Here is a 13,663-nt window from a genome sequence, read left to right on the forward strand (position 1 = left end):
GCACCCCCTGACGCGTCGCGGAGGTAGGTCTGGCGATGAACATCGTCGTTCTGGTCAAGCAGGTCCCGGATTCCGGCAGCGAGCGCAAGATGGACCCGGCGGACAACACCGTCGCCCGCGCCGCGGCCGACAACGTCGTCAACGAGATCGACGAGTACGCCATCGAAGAGGCGCTCGTGGTCAAGGAGGCGCAGGGCGGCGAGGTCACCGTGCTGACCGTCGGCCCTGACAGCGCCACCGACGCGATCCGCAAGGCGCTCTCGATGGGCGCCGACAAGGCCGTCCACGTGTCCGACGAGGCCATCAAGGGCTCCGACGCCGTGCAGATCAGCGCCGTCCTGGCCGCGGCCCTGGGCCAGCTCGAGTTCGACCTGGTCATCTGCGGCGCCGAGGCGACCGACAGCCAGATGAGCGTCATGCCGGCGCTGCTGGCCGAGCGGCTGGGTCTCCCGCAGCTCTCCGGCGCCCGCAAGCTCACCGTCGACGGCGGTGTCGCGAAGATCGAGCGGCAGACCGACGGCGGCTACTGGGCCGTCGAGGCGCCGCTGCCGGCGATCGTCTCCACCTGGGACACGATCAACGAGCCGCGCTACCCCTCGTTCAAGGGGATCATGGCCGCCAAGAAGAAGCCGGTCGAGACCAAGACCCTGGCCGACCTCGGTGTCGACGCCTCGGCCGTCGGCCTGGCCAACGCCACCACCCAGGTCGTCGACTTCGCCGGCCGCCCGCCGAAGGGCGAGGGCGTCAAGGTGACCGATGAGGGCGACGGCGCGCAAAAGTTCGTCGACTTCCTCGCCGGCCAGAAGATCGTCTGAGCCCGGCCCGGATCGAAGGAAGAGGAGAAGCTACTCATGGCAGAGGTCCTGGTCCTGGCCGAGCTCAACCCGGCCGGCGGAGGAGTCCGCAAGACGACCCTCGAGGCGCTGACCGCGGCTCGCGCGCTCGGTGAGCCGTCCGCCGTCGTCATCGCCGCCCCCGGCACCGCCGTGGGCGTGAAGGACGCGTTGGCCGAGTACGGCGCGGCCACCGTCTACGTCGCCGAGGCCCCCGAGGTCGACGAGTTCCTCGTCGCTCCCAAGGCCGAGGTGCTCGCCCAGCTGGTCGGCGAGAAGTCGCCCGCCGCGGTCGTCATCCCCTCCTCGCCCGAGGGCAAGGAGGTCGCCGCCCGGCTGGCGATCAAGATCGGCAGCGGCTTCCTGACCGACGTCACGGAGATCACCGCCGACGGCACCGCGACCCAGGTCGCGTTCGCCGGCCAGGTCATCGTGCACTCGAAGGTCACCGCCGGCATGCCCATCTACACGCTGCGCGGCAACTCGGTCACCCCTGAGCCGGCCCCCGCCGCGGGCGCCGAGCAGGCCGTGTCCGTCTCGGTCTCCGACGCCGCCAAGGGCGCCAAGGTCACCGACCGGGTCGTGGAGCAGAAGAGCAGCCGCCCCGAGCTCACCGAGGCCTCGATCGTGGTCTCCGGTGGTCGCGGTGTGGCCAGCGCCGACAACTTCTCGATCATCGAGGCCCTGGCCGACTCGCTCGGTGCCGCCGTGGGCGCTTCCCGCGCCGCGGTCGACTCCGGCTTCTACCCGCACAGCTTCCAGGTGGGGCAGACCGGCAAGACCGTCTCGCCGAACCTGTACGTGGCGGTCGGCATCTCCGGTGCCATCCAGCACCGCGCCGGCATGCAGACCTCGAAGACCATCGTGGCCATCAACAAGGACCCCGAGGCCCCGATCTTCGAGCTCGCCGACTTCGGTGTCATCGGTGACCTCAACACCGTCGTGCCGCAGGCCACCGAGCAGATCAACGCACGGAAGTAACGCAGCGCGCTCCGTCCGGGCGTCGCCCCCCCGGGGGCGGCGCCCGGTCGCGTCTGCGGACCCCGGGAAGCACGGGCGGCCGGCGGCGGTTGGGCCGTTCGTGGACCAGACCGTGCCGGGGAGCATCTGGGACGCCGGGCACCGGCGGACGACGATCGGTCTGCTCACCCTGGTCACGCTCGTGGCCTTCGAGGCGATGGCCGTCGGGACGGCGATGCCCAGCGCGGTCGACGAGCTCGACGGCGTCGCCTGGTACGCCTGGCCCTTCAGCGCCTTCCTCGTCACCTCGGTCGTCGGCATGGTGGTCGGCGGCGAGGTGGGGGACCGGCGGTCGCCCCGGCCGGGAGTGCTCGCCGGCGTGCTCGTCTTCGCCGCCGGCCTGCTGATCGCCGGGGTCTCCCAGCACATGGCGGTGCTCGTCGTGGGCCGGGCGGTGCAGGGCCTCGGCGCCGGCGTCGTCATCGTGCTGCTGTACGTGATCGCCGGTCAGGCGTACTCCTCGGAGCTGCGGCCCCGGCTGTTCGGCGCCTTCGCGGCGGGATGGGTGCTGCCGGCCCTGATCGGCCCGCTCGCCGCCGGCCTGGTCACCACGCACGTGGGCTGGCGCGGCGTCTTCCTCGGCCTGCTGCCCCTGGTGGGCGCGGGCCTCGCCCTGCTCCTGAGCGCCGGCTCCGACGCGGCGCCTCCCTGGGCGGTCGCGGGCCGGCGCAGCAACGCGCCCTGGGCCCTGCTCGCCGGTGCCGGCATCGCCGCCCTGCAGTACGCCGCCCAGCGCCTGGACCTCGCGGGCGTCGGGCTCGTCGTCGTCGGCGCGGTGGCCCTGGCGGCCGGCCTGCGCCGGCTGCTGCCGCCCGGCACGGTCCGCGCCCGGCCGGGGATCCCCGCGGTCGTGGCCTGCCGCGGCCTCGCGGCGGGGGCCTTCTTCGGCATGGACGCCCTGCTGCCCTTCGTCCTGACCGAGCAGCACGGATGGAGCGCGTCCACGGCCGGCCTGCCGCTGACCGCCGGAGCGGTCGGCTGGGTGGTCGCCGCGCAACTGCAGGGACGCCGCGCGGAGGTACCCCGGCAGCGGGTGCTGCGCGCAGGGTTCGTCCTGCTCGCGCTCGGTCTCCTCACCACCGCGACGGTCGCGGTGCCCGCCTTCGGTGGCTGGCCGGCCTACCTCAGCTGGTTCGTCGCCGGCGTGGGCATGGGCCTGGGCATGCCCAGCGTCGGGGTGCTGCTGCTGCACCTCTCGCCCGAGGCCGAGCGGGGGGCCAACTCGGCAGCCCTGCAGATCTCCGACGTCACCGCCTCGGCGCTGTGCATCGGCCTGTCCGGCGTCCTGGTGGCCGGGGCGGCCGACAGCGGGGGCGCGCTCTGGCCGGCGGTGCTCGCTGCCGTGGCGGTGCTCTCGGTGCCCGCGCTCCTCGGCGCCCGCGTGGCCGGGCGCACCGTCCCGCCGGGCCAGGAGGCCTCGGCGGCCGCGACTACCCTGGCGGCGACATGACGTATCTGGACCACGCGGCGACGACGCCGCTGCTGCCCGAGGTGCTGGCGGCCATGACCGAGCAGCTGGGTCGGGTCGGGAACGCGTCCTCGCTCCATGCCAGCGGCCGCGCGGCCCGCCGGGTGGCCGAGCAGTCCCGCGAGCGGCTGGCCGAGGCGCTGGGCGCCCGGCCGTCCGAGGTGCTGTTCACCGGTGGCGGCACCGAGAGCGACAACCTGGCGATCAAGGGCCTGTTCTGGGCCCGGCGGGGGTCCGACGCCCAGCGCCGCCGGCTGGTCGTGAGCCCCGCCGAGCACCACGCCGTCCTGGACAGCGTCGAGTGGCTGGTCAAGCACGACGGCGCCGACGTGACCTGGCTGCCGGTCGAGCCGAGCGGGCGGATCCGGCCCGAGGCGCTGGCCGAGGCGCTCGGCGACGGCCGGGACGTCGCGCTGGCCAGCGTCATGTGGGCCAACAACGAGATCGGCACCGTCAGCGACATCGCCGCCCTCGCCGGCACGGCGCACGCCGTCGGCGTCCCGCTGCACACCGACGCCGTCCAGGCCGTCGGGCAGGTGCCGGTGGACTTCGGGGCCAGCGGCGTCGACGCCCTCACCATGACCGGGCACAAGCTCGGTGGGCCGATGGGGGCGGGCGCCCTGCTGCTGCGCCGCGACGCCGAGTGCACCCCGCTGCTGCACGGCGGCGGGCAGGAGCGCGACGTGCGCTCCGGCACCCTGGACGTCGCCGCCATCGTGGGTCTCGCCGTCGCCACGGTCACCGCGGTGGGCCGCCGCGAGCAGCGGGCGGCGCAGGTGGGTGCGCTGCGCGACCGCCTGGTCCGCGGGGTCACCGCCGAGGTCCCCGACGCCCGGCTCAACGGCGCTCCGCTCGACGAGGAGCTGGCCGGTGGCCCCGGCCGGCTGCCCGGCAACGCGCACCTGTCGTTCCCCGGCGCCGAGGGTGACGCGCTGCTCATGCTGCTCGACGCCCGGGGCATCGAGTGCTCGACCGGGTCGGCCTGCAGCGCCGGCGTCGCCCGCCCGAGCCACGTGCTGCTCGCGGTCGGTGCCGACAGCGAACGCGCCCGGAGCTCCCTGCGCTTCAGCCTCGGGCACACCTCGACCGACGCCGACGTCGACGCCGTCCTCGACGTGATCGGGCCGGTCGTGGAGCGCGCGCGGCGCGCGGGGCTCGGCCGGCGATGAGGGTGCTCGCCGCGATGAGCGGTGGGGTGGACTCCGCCGTGGCGGCCGCGCTGGCCGTGGACGCCGGGCACGACGTCACCGGGGTGCACCTGGCGCTGTCGCAGCACCGGCAGGCGCTGCGCAGCGGCTCGCGCGGCTGCTGCAGCGTCGAGGACTCCCACGACGCCCGCCGGGTGGCCGACGAGCTCGGCATCCCGTTCTACGTCTGGGACCTCGCCGAGCGCTTCACCGAGGACGTCGTCGACGACTTCGTGGCCGAGTACGCGGCCGGGCGCACCCCGAACCCGTGCCTGCGGTGCAACGAGAAGATCAAGTTCTCCGCGGTGCTCGACCGCGCGCTGTCGCTGGGCTTCGACGCCGTCGTCACCGGTCACCACGCGCGGCTGGCCGACGGCGAGCTGCGCCGGTCGGTGGACGCCGCGAAGGACCAGTCCTACGTGCTTGGCGTGCTCACCCCGGAACAGCTCGCGGCCGCGTGGTCCCCGCTCGGCGGCATGACCAAGGACCGGGTGCGGGAGATCGCCGCCGAGCGCGGGTTCGGCGTGGCCACCAAGCCCGACTCGCACGACATCTGCTTCATCCCCGACGGCGACACCCGTGGCTTCCTGGCCCGGCGGCTCGGCAGCCTGCCCGGCCCGGTCGTCGACGCGACCACCGGGGCCACCGTCGGCGAGCACGACGGCACCTACGGCTTCACGGTCGGCCAGCGGAAGGGCCTGGGTGTGACCGCCGGTGACTCGCGGCCCCGCTACGTGCTGGGCATCGAGCCGGTCAGCCGCACGGTGACGATCGGGACGGCCGACCTCGCCGTCGTCGACGAGGTGCGCACCGGCGTCCCGACCTGGACCGGTGCGGCGCCCGCGCTGCCGGGCCGGTTCGAGGTGCAGTTGCGCGCGCACGGCACCCCGGTCGCCTGCGAGGTGAGCACCGGGGACGACGGCCTGCGGATCGCCCTGGCCGAGCCGCAGCGCGGGGTCGCCCCGGGGCAGTCCGCCGTCCTCTACGAGCCGGACGCCGCGCGCGGTGACCGCGTCGTCGGCCAGGCGCCCGTGGCGGACGCCCGGTGACCTCGCCCTGGGGGCCGGCGACGGGGGTCGGCTCGCTGCCGGGCGTGGACCCGGCCGAGGCGGTGCGGCTCGTGCTGGGTGAGCTGCCGGGCATGCCGCACCTGCCGGAGCTGCCCGGCCGCGGCGCCGGTGCCGACATGGTCGGGCGGACGGCGGCGCTGCTCGTCGACCTGGCCGTCGATCTCACGCCGGCGGGCTGGCGGCTGGTGCCACGGGCCGGCATCGACCAGCAGCGCGCCGAGGAGTTCCTCGCCCGCGACCTCGATGCGCTGCACGACCTGGCCGAGGGCTACACCGGGCCCCTGAAGCTGCAGGCGGCCGGGCCGTGGACGCTGGCCGCCTCGCTGGAGCGCCCCCGGGGCGAGCGGGCCGTCGTCGACGCGGGAGCGCGCCGTGACCTGGCCCAGTCGCTGACCGAGGGGCTGGCCGGCCACGTGGCCGCGGTCGCCGCGCGGGTGCCGGGCGCGCAGCTCGTGCTGCAGCTCGACGAGCCCGGCGTGCCCGCGGTGCTGCAGGGCGCGCTGCCGACGGCGAGCGGGTTCGGGCGTCTCCCCGCCGTCCCGGCCGAGGACGTCGAGCGCGAGCTGAGGGCCGTGGTCGACGGCCTGCCGGTGCCGGTGGTGGTGCACTGCTGCGCCGCACGGATGCCGTTGACGCTGTTCCGGTCCGCCGGCGCCGCCGGGTTGTCGTTCGACCTCTCGCTGGTGCCGGACCTCGACGCCGTCGGGGAGGCCGTCGACGCCGGCGTCCACCTGCTGGCCGGCGTGATACCGGGCACCGATGCGCCGCTGCCCGACGCGAAGGCGACCGCCTCGCGGGTGCAGGGCTGGTGGCGCGAGCTGGGCTTCTCCGCCGAGCAGCTGCCCGAGGTCGTCACGCTCACGCCGTCGTGCGGCCTGGCCGGTGCCACGCCCGGCTACGCGCGCGGCGCGATGACCCACCTGCGCGAGGCGGCGAAGTACCTGCAGCCGGAGTGAGCCCCGAGCGGGTGAGGGCCGGTTCGTCGTCGTACGTGCCGGATACCGTTCCCCCGTGAGCACCGATCCCGTTGCGCTGGACGAGCCGGTCGTCGAGGCCGCGGTCGACCGCGAGGACGTCACGCAGGTCCCCGACGAGGCGCGCACGCGCCACCGGGACCTCTCCGAGGAGCTGGACCGCTACGCCTTCGCGTACTACGTGCGCGACGAGCCGCTGGTCAGCGACGGGCAGTACGACGAGCGGATGGCCGAGCTCAAGGCCATCGAGGCGGCCCACCCCGCGCTCGTGACGCCCGACTCCCCGAGCCAGAAGGTCAACGGTGGGTTCGGCGGCACCGCGACCTTCGCGCCGGTGCAGCACCTGGAGCGGATGCAGAGCCTGGACAACGCGTTCAGCACCGACGAGCTCTCGGCCTGGGCGGCACGCGTGGAGCGCGACGGCGCGGCGGGTGCGAGCTACCTGTGCGAGCTCAAGGTCGACGGCGTCGCGGTCGCCATCGTCTACGAGAGCGGCCGGCTGGTCCGGGCCGCGACCCGGGGCGACGGGACGACGGGGGAGGACGTGACCGCCAACGTCCGCACCATGGCCAACGTCCCGCAGCAGCTGACCGGCGACGACGTCCCCGAGCTCCTCGAGGTGCGCGGCGAGATCTACTTCCCGGTGGCCGGCTTCGCCGACGTCAACGCGGGCCTGGTCGAGGCGGGGAAGGCCCCGTTCGCGAACCCGCGCAACGCGGCCGCCGGGTCGCTCCGGCAGAAGGACCCGAAGGTCACCGCCTCCCGGCCGCTGCGGCTCGTCGTGCACGGGGTCGGGGCGCACCGGGGCTTCGACGTCGACCGGCAGTCGGCCGCCTACGAGCGGCTGCGCGCGCTGGGCCTGCCGGTGAGCGACCGCTCCGAGGTGGTCGACGACCTCGAGGCGGTGTGGGCCTACATCGAGCGGACCAAGGAGCAGCGGCACTCCGTCGAGCACGAGATCGACGGGGTGGTGGTCAAGGTCGACCAGTACGCCCTGCAGCGCCGGCTCGGCTCGACCTCGCGCGCCCCCCGCTGGGCGATCGCGTTCAAGTACCCGCCGGAAGAGGCGACGACGACGCTCCTCGACATCCGCGTGAACGTCGGCCGGACCGGGCGCGTCACGCCGTTCGCCTACATGGAGCCGGTGAAGGTGGCCGGGTCGACCGTCCAGCTGGCCACGCTGCACAACGCCAGCGAGGTCAAGCGCAAGGGCGTGCTCATCGGCGACACCGTCGTCATCCGCAAGGCCGGCGACGTCATCCCCGAGGTGCTCGGCCCGGTCGTGGCCGCCCGCACCGGCGACGAGCGCGAGTTCGTCATGCCCACTCACTGCCCCGAGTGCGGCACCGAGCTGCGCCCGGAGAAGGAGGGCGACGCCGACATCCGCTGCCCCAACGCCCGGTCCTGCCCGGCCCAGCTGCGGGAGCGCGTCTTCCACGTCGCCGGCCGGGGCGCCTTCGACATCGAGAACCTCGGCTACGAGGCGGCGATCGCGCTGCTGCAGAGCCACCTGCTGACCGACGAGGGCGACCTGTTCTTCCTCGACGAGGAGAAGCTGCAGCGGTCGTCGTTCTTCACGAAGAAGGACGGCACCCTCAGCGCCAACGGGGCAAAACTGCTCGCCAACCTGCAGAGCCGCAAGGACGTGCCGCTGTGGCGGGTGCTCGTCGCGCTCTCCATCCGGCACGTCGGCCCCACCGCCGCGCAGGCGCTGGCCCGCGACTTCCGGTCGCTGGACCGCATCGCGGAGGCGTCGGAGGACGAGCTGGCCGCGGCCGACGGCGTCGGGCCCACGATCGCCAGGTCGGTCCGCGACTGGTTCGAGGTCGACTGGCACCGCGAGCTGGTGGAGAAGTGGCGCCGGGCCGGGGTGCGGATGGTGGACGAGGGCAGCGACGCGGGTCCCGGTCCGCTGACCGGCGTCACCGTCGTGGTCACCGGCTCGCTGCGCGACTACAGCCGCGACCAGGCGATCGCCGCCATCCAGGAGCGCGGCGGCAAGGTGACCGGCTCGGTGTCGAAGAAGACCGGCTTCGTGGTGGTCGGTGCCGACCCGGGCAGCAAGTACGACAAGGCGGTGCAGGTCAAGGCGCCGATCCTGGACGACGACGGCCTGCGGGTGCTGCTCGAGGCCGGCCCGGACGCCGCCCGCGAGGTCGCGACGATCGGTGACGGGAGCGAGCCGCCCGCGGAGTGAGGCCCGCGGGCGCGGGTAGGTGCGGGATCCACTCCGTCGGAAGGACCTCCCCGTGTCCCTGCCCGCAGACCTGGCCGACCTGCTCCGCCGCCCCAGCCCCTGCTTCCTGGCGACGCTCATGCCCGATGGCTCGCCGCAGATGACGCAGACCTGGGTCGACACCGACGGGCGCGACGTGCTGATCAACACCGTCCGGGGACACCAGAAGGTCCGCAACGTCGAGCGCGACCCGCGGGTGGCTCTGAACGTGGCCGACCCCGACGACCCGAGCCGCTACGTCGAGGTGCGCGGCCGCGTCACCGAGGTGACCGAGGACGGCGCCCGCGAGCACATCGAGGCGCTCTCCCGGCGCTACACCGGCGGCCCGTACCCCTGGTTCGGCGGCCGGGACCAGGTGCGCCTGCTGCTCCGGATCTCCCCGGAGAAGGTCACCTCACCGCGCGGCTGAGCACCACCACCGGTCGCCCCCGGGTCGTCGGAGGCAGCGGTCTCAGGCCGGCGGCAGGTGGGTGACGGTCGACGCGATGCCGATCAGGTGCACCAGCCGCAGCAGCTCCGAGCGGCGGAACGCCGGGCCGCCGGAGCGGCCCATGACGACCGCGCAGGCATCCCCGCCGTAGGGCGCGGCCATCATCTCGATGGCCATCTCCCGCCAGCGCTCGGGCAGCCAGTCCTCGTCGCTGGGCAGCAGCCGCGCGCCGGTCAGCGGCATCCACGGCAGCGTCACGCCGTCGAAGGACGGGGCCGCCTCGGACGCCGACCGCACTGACCAGCCACCGTCACCGCAGTCGAGGACCACCGCCCACCCGCTGTGGAACACCCGCGGCAGCTCCGCGGCGAGCAGCTTGGCGGCCATCTCGGGGTCGGGCGGGTTGCCGCCGGCGCGCGCCAGCGCCTCGAGCAGCTCCAGCTCGCGGTGGGTGTCCAGCGGGCCGGCGAAGGGTCGCAGCGACTCCACGCGCACGTCGGGCACGCTCTGCGCCACGGTGATGAGGCTGTCGGGCAGCCGGTCCGGGGGCAGGTCGACCACGACGTCGTCGACGGCCACCCCGGTACCGCGCTCGAGCACGTCCAGCGACACGATGTCGATGCCGGCGGTGCCCAGCGCGGTCGCGACCGCGCCGAGGATGCCGGGGCGGTCGGGCATGACCAGGCGCAGGAGATAGGACACGGTTCCTCCCAGGATCGCTTCGGGCTCCCCGGGCGTCTGCCGGGCGGGGGTCCTCGAGAGATCGCCGTTGATCGCTGCGGGGGCAGCCTCTCACGGTGCGGACCCGGGCAGACCCCCCACGTACAGTGGGAAGGTCCCGGTCCCGGCCCCCGACCGCGGTGGCCGCGCCGGCCGTTCCCCTCGAAGTGGAGTTCCGTCCCGCATGAGCACGCCGTCCCGCAAGGACCGACTGACCCGTGACGAGGTGGCCCACCTGGCGCACCTGTCGCGGCTGGCCGTGACCGAGGAGGAGCTCGACCTCTTCGCCGGCCAGCTGGGCGCGGTGCTGGACGCCGTCGCGCAGGTGGGCAAGGCCGAGGTCGCCGACGTGCAGCCGACGACGCACGCGGTGCCGATGACCAACGTCTTCCGCGAGGACGTCGCCCGGCCCAGCCTGCCCCGTGACGTCGTCCTGGCCGGTGCGCCGGCCGCCGAGGACGGCCGGATCCGCGTGCCGCGCATCCTGGGGGAGGAGGCGTGAGCGAGCTGACCACCACCGACGCCGCCGAGCTCGGCCGTCTGCTCACCGCCGGTGAGGTCAGCTCCGCCGACCTCACCCGCGCCTACCTCGACCGCATCGCCGCCGACGACGACGCGATCGGCGCCTACCTGCACGTCGACGCCGAGGCCGCGCTGCGCTCCGCCGAGCAGGTCGACGCCGCCCGGGCCGACGGCGGCGTGCTCGGCCCGCTGGCCGGCATCCCGCTGGCGCTCAAGGACGTCGTCGTCACCGAGGGCGTGCCGACGACGAGCGGCTCGAAGATCCTCGAGGGCTGGCGCCCGCCGTACGACGCGACGCTGGCCGCCCGGCTGAAGAACGCCGGCACCGTGCTGCTCGGCAAGACCAACATGGACGAGTTCGCCATGGGCTCCTCGACGGAGAACTCGGCGTACCGGGTCACCCGCAACCCGTGGGACCACGACCGCATCCCGGGCGGCTCCTCCGGCGGGTCGTCGGCCGCGGTCGCCGGTGGGCTCGCCCCGTGGGCGATCGGCACCGACACCGGCGGCTCGATCCGCCAGCCGGCCGCCGTCACCGGCCTGGTCGGGCACAAGCCCACCTACGGCTCGGTGTCCCGGTTCGGGCTCATCGCCTTCTCCTCGAGCCTCGACCAGGCCGGCCCCATGGCGCGCACCGTCCTCGACGCGGCGCTGCTGCACGAGGCGATCGCCGGCCACGACCCGCTGGACTCCACGAGCATCAACGCACCCGTGCCGGTGCTCGCCGAGTCCGCGCGCCGCGGCGCCGAGGGCGACCTGGCCGGCCTGCGCGTCGGCGTCGTCACCGAGCTGGGCGGGGACGGGCACACTGAGGGCTACGAGGCCGGCGTGCTCGCCCGCTTCGCCGAGACGGTGGCGCTGCTGGAGAGCCTGGGCGCCGAGGTGCGCCCGGTGTCCTGCCCGGCCTTCGACCTCGCGCTGCCCGCCTACTACCTCATCGCCCCGAGCGAGGCGTCGTCCAACCTCGCCCGCTTCGACGGCGTCCGCTACGGCCTGCGGGTCGGCGACGACGGCGACCGCGACCTCGACGAGGTCATGGCGCTCACCCGCGAGCAGGGCTTCGGGCCCGAGGTGAAGCGCCGGATCATCCTCGGCACCTATGCGCTCTCCAGCGGCTACTACGACGCCTACTACGGCCAGGCCCAGAAGGTCCGCACGCTGATCACGCGGGACTTCACCACCGCCTGGGAGGACGTCGACGTGCTGGTCAGCCCGACCAGCCCGACCGTCGCCTGGCCGGTCGGCGCCCGCGTCGACGACCCGATCGCCATGTACGCCGCCGACCTGTGCACCTTGCCGGCCAGCCTCGCGGGCATCCCCGCGATCTCGGTCCCGTGCGGCCTGTCCGACGGGCTGCCCGTCGGCTTCCAGGTCATGGCGCCGGCCCTGGCCGACGACCGGTGCTACCAGGTCGCCGCCGCGCTGGAGGCCGCGCAGGACGCCGCCCGCGGCTCCCGCTTCCTCGACCAGCTGCCGGTGCGGAGCGCCGCATGAGCGCCCCGCTGAAGGCGGCGTGGGCCCTCACCGCGTTCGTCATCGTCGCGGGCGTCGTCGGCTGGCTCGTCACCGACCGCCCCGTCTTCGCCGTCTTCCTCGTCCTGGGCGTGCTGACCGCCGCCGGCGCCGTGCTCACCGGCCGCGCCGAGCGCTCCGCCGGCCGGGGCACCGCCCCCAAGGAGGGCCCGACCCCATGAGCACCAGCACCGCCGACCGGCTCGTCGACTTCGACGAGGTCCTCACCCGCTACGAGCCGGTGATGGGCCTGGAGACCCACGTCGAGCTGGGCACCGCGTCCAAGATGTTCTGCGGCTGCGCCACCACGTTCGGCGCCGAGCCGAACTCCCAGACCTGCCCCACCTGCCTGGGCCTTCCCGGCTCCCTGCCGACGGCGAACGCCGCCGCGATCGAGTCGACCATCCGCATCGGCCTGGCGCTGGGCTGCCGGATCGCCACCTGGGCGCGGTTCTCCCGGAAGAACTACTTCTACCCGGACATCCCCAAGGGCTTCCAGACGACGCAGTACGACGAGCCGCTGTGCACCTCCGGGCACCTGGACGTCGAGGTGGACGGCGAGACCTACCGCGTGGAGATCGAGCGGGTGCACCTCGAGGAGGACACCGGCAAGAACCTGCACGTCGGTGGCTCGACCGGCCGCATCCACGGCGCCGACCACTCGCTCATCGACTACAACCGCGCCGGCATCCCGCTGGTCGAGATCGTCACCCGCCCGATCCCGGGCGCCGGCGCCAAGGCTCCCGAGGTCGCCAAGGCCTACGTCACCGAGCTGCGCGAGGTCCTGGTGGCCCTCGGCGTCTCCGAGGTCCGCATGGAGCAGGGCAACCTGCGCTGCGACGTCAACACCTCGCTGGCGCCGATCGGCAGCCTGGAGTGGGGCACCCGGACCGAGACCAAGAACGTCAACTCGCTGCGCTCGGTGGAGCGGGCGGTGCGGTACGAGATGCGCCGCCAGGCGGCGGTGCTCGATGCCGGCGGGACGATCACGCAGGAGACCCGGCACTTCCACGAGGACACCGGCACGACGTCGCCCGGCCGCAGCAAGGAGGAGGCGACCGACTACCGGTACTTCCCCGAGCCCGACCTGGTGCCGGTCGCGCCCGACGAGGAGTGGGTGGCCTCCCTGCTGGCCGAGCTGCCGGAGCTGCCGGCGGCCCGGCGCACCCGCCTGTCCGACGAGTGGGGCATCTCGCCGACGGAGATGGCCTGGCTGGTCAACGCCGGCGCCGTCGAGCTGGTCAGCGACACCGTCGCCGCCGGGGCCTCGCCCGCCGACGCCCGCAAGTGGTGGCTGGGTGACCTCGCCCGCCGGGCCAACGACACCGGCACCGAGCTCGCGGCGCTGGCCGTCACGCCGGCGCAGGTGGCCGAGCTGATCGGGCTCATCTCGGCGGGCACGATCAACGACCAGCTGGCCCGCCAGGCCCTCGACGGCGTGCTGGCCGGCGAGGGCGACCCGGCAGCCGTGGTCGAGGCGCGGGGGCTGGCCGTCATGGGCGAGTCCGACGAGCTGGTCAGCGCCGTGGACGCCGCGATCGAGGGCAACCCCGACGTCGCCGACAAGGTGCGCGGCGGCAAGGTGCAGGCCATCGGCGCGCTCGTGGGTGCGGTCATGAAGACCACCCGCGGGAAGGCCGACGCCGCCACGGTGAAGCGGATGCTCGAGGAGCGGCTCGTCTCCTCCTAGC

13 protein-coding genes are annotated in these 13,663 nt (G+C 74.4%); 12 read left to right on the forward strand and 1 reads right to left on the reverse strand.

Annotation, left to right across the window (positions count from 1 at the left end; genetic code table 11):
* Positions 1–35: 35 nt before the first annotated feature.
* From DQ239_RS11055 to DQ239_RS11090, 8 genes are all read left to right on the forward strand, one after another.
* On the forward strand, positions 36–815 hold the full coding sequence (locus DQ239_RS11055) for an electron transfer flavoprotein subunit beta/FixA family protein (RefSeq protein WP_113834462.1): 780 nt from the start codon (positions 36–38) through the stop codon (positions 813–815).
* Between the two features lie 36 nt (positions 816–851).
* Entirely contained in the window at positions 852–1,814 is a 963-nt protein-coding gene (locus DQ239_RS11060) for an electron transfer flavoprotein subunit alpha/FixB family protein (RefSeq protein ID WP_113834463.1), read from the forward strand.
* A gap of 100 nt (positions 1,815–1,914) precedes the next feature.
* On the forward strand, positions 1,915–3,303 hold the full coding sequence (locus tag DQ239_RS11065) for an MFS transporter (protein ID WP_113834464.1): 1,389 nt from the start codon (positions 1,915–1,917) through the stop codon (positions 3,301–3,303).
* Positions 3,300–4,490 carry a cysteine desulfurase family protein gene (locus DQ239_RS11070; RefSeq protein ID WP_113834465.1) on the forward strand — a complete coding sequence of 397 codons (1,191 nt, stop codon included), beginning with the start codon at positions 3,300–3,302 and terminating at the stop codon, positions 4,488–4,490. Before DQ239_RS11065 ends, DQ239_RS11070 begins: the two co-directional genes overlap by 4 nt.
* Positions 4,487–5,557, forward strand: a complete 1,071-nt coding sequence (mnmA, locus tag DQ239_RS11075; protein ID WP_113834466.1) for a tRNA 2-thiouridine(34) synthase MnmA — start codon at positions 4,487–4,489, stop codon at positions 5,555–5,557. The genes DQ239_RS11070 and mnmA overlap by 4 nt, the downstream gene beginning before the upstream one ends.
* Positions 5,554–6,534: a methionine synthase gene (locus DQ239_RS11080; protein ID WP_113834467.1), complete on the forward strand. Its 981-nt coding sequence runs from the start codon at positions 5,554–5,556 to the stop codon at positions 6,532–6,534. Before mnmA ends, DQ239_RS11080 begins: the two co-directional genes overlap by 4 nt.
* Before the next feature lie 55 nt (positions 6,535–6,589).
* Complete coding sequence (ligA, locus tag DQ239_RS11085) at positions 6,590–8,749, forward strand: NAD-dependent DNA ligase LigA (protein ID WP_199582888.1); 2,160 nt, start codon at positions 6,590–6,592, stop codon at positions 8,747–8,749.
* Positions 8,750–8,801: 52 nt separating this feature from the next.
* Positions 8,802–9,197 carry a PPOX class F420-dependent oxidoreductase gene (locus tag DQ239_RS11090; RefSeq protein ID WP_113834468.1) on the forward strand — a complete coding sequence of 132 codons (396 nt, stop codon included), beginning with the start codon at positions 8,802–8,804 and terminating at the stop codon, positions 9,195–9,197.
* Between the two features lie 42 nt (positions 9,198–9,239).
* Here the strand turns inward: DQ239_RS11090 and DQ239_RS11095 are convergent, their stop codons facing one another.
* On the reverse strand, positions 9,240–9,920 hold the full coding sequence (locus tag DQ239_RS11095; protein WP_113834469.1) for an ACT domain-containing protein: 681 nt from the start codon (positions 9,918–9,920) through the stop codon (positions 9,240–9,242).
* A gap of 202 nt (positions 9,921–10,122) precedes the next feature.
* On the opposite strand from DQ239_RS11095, the gene gatC reads away from it, so the two are divergent.
* The 4 genes from gatC to gatB are packed head-to-tail and all read left to right on the forward strand — an operon-like array spanning position 10,123 to position 13,662.
* Entirely contained in the window at positions 10,123–10,440 is a 318-nt protein-coding gene (gatC, locus tag DQ239_RS11100; protein ID WP_113834470.1) for an Asp-tRNA(Asn)/Glu-tRNA(Gln) amidotransferase subunit GatC, read from the forward strand.
* Positions 10,437–11,954 (forward strand): Asp-tRNA(Asn)/Glu-tRNA(Gln) amidotransferase subunit GatA, encoded by a 1,518-nt coding sequence (gatA, locus tag DQ239_RS11105; RefSeq protein ID WP_113834471.1) that lies wholly within the window; start codon positions 10,437–10,439, stop codon positions 11,952–11,954. Before gatC ends, gatA begins: the two co-directional genes overlap by 4 nt.
* The gene (locus DQ239_RS11110) at positions 11,951–12,154 is read left to right on the forward strand and encodes a hypothetical protein (RefSeq protein WP_113834472.1); all 204 of its coding nucleotides are present in this window, start codon (positions 11,951–11,953) and stop codon (positions 12,152–12,154) included. The genes gatA and DQ239_RS11110 overlap by 4 nt, the downstream gene beginning before the upstream one ends.
* On the forward strand, positions 12,151–13,662 hold the full coding sequence (gene gatB / locus DQ239_RS11115) for an Asp-tRNA(Asn)/Glu-tRNA(Gln) amidotransferase subunit GatB (protein ID WP_113834473.1): 1,512 nt from the start codon (positions 12,151–12,153) through the stop codon (positions 13,660–13,662). Before DQ239_RS11110 ends, gatB begins: the two co-directional genes overlap by 4 nt.
* Position 13,663: the final 1 nt, after the last annotated feature.

Origin of the sequence: Blastococcus sp. TF02-09, from assembly GCF_003319105.1 — a bacterium.
GTDB lineage: Bacteria > Actinomycetota > Actinomycetes > Mycobacteriales > Geodermatophilaceae > Blastococcus.

Bases quoted from the DNA above. Each gene is read 5' to 3' on its own strand.
- DQ239_RS11055 (WP_113834462.1), top strand. From the start codon at position 36: ATGAACATCGTCGTTCTGGTCAAGCAGGTCCCGGATTCCGGCAGCGAG.
- DQ239_RS11060 (WP_113834463.1), top strand. From the start codon at position 852: ATGGCAGAGGTCCTGGTCCTGGCCGAGCTCAACCCGGCCGGCGGAGGA.
- DQ239_RS11070 (WP_113834465.1), top strand. From the start codon at position 3,300: ATGACGTATCTGGACCACGCGGCGACGACGCCGCTGCTGCCCGAGGTG.
- mnmA (WP_113834466.1), top strand. From the start codon at position 4,487: ATGAGGGTGCTCGCCGCGATGAGCGGTGGGGTGGACTCCGCCGTGGCG.
- gatC (WP_113834470.1), top strand. From the start codon at position 10,123: ATGAGCACGCCGTCCCGCAAGGACCGACTGACCCGTGACGAGGTGGCC.
- DQ239_RS11110 (WP_113834472.1), top strand. From the start codon at position 11,951: ATGAGCGCCCCGCTGAAGGCGGCGTGGGCCCTCACCGCGTTCGTCATC.
- gatB (WP_113834473.1), top strand. From the start codon at position 12,151: ATGAGCACCAGCACCGCCGACCGGCTCGTCGACTTCGACGAGGTCCTC.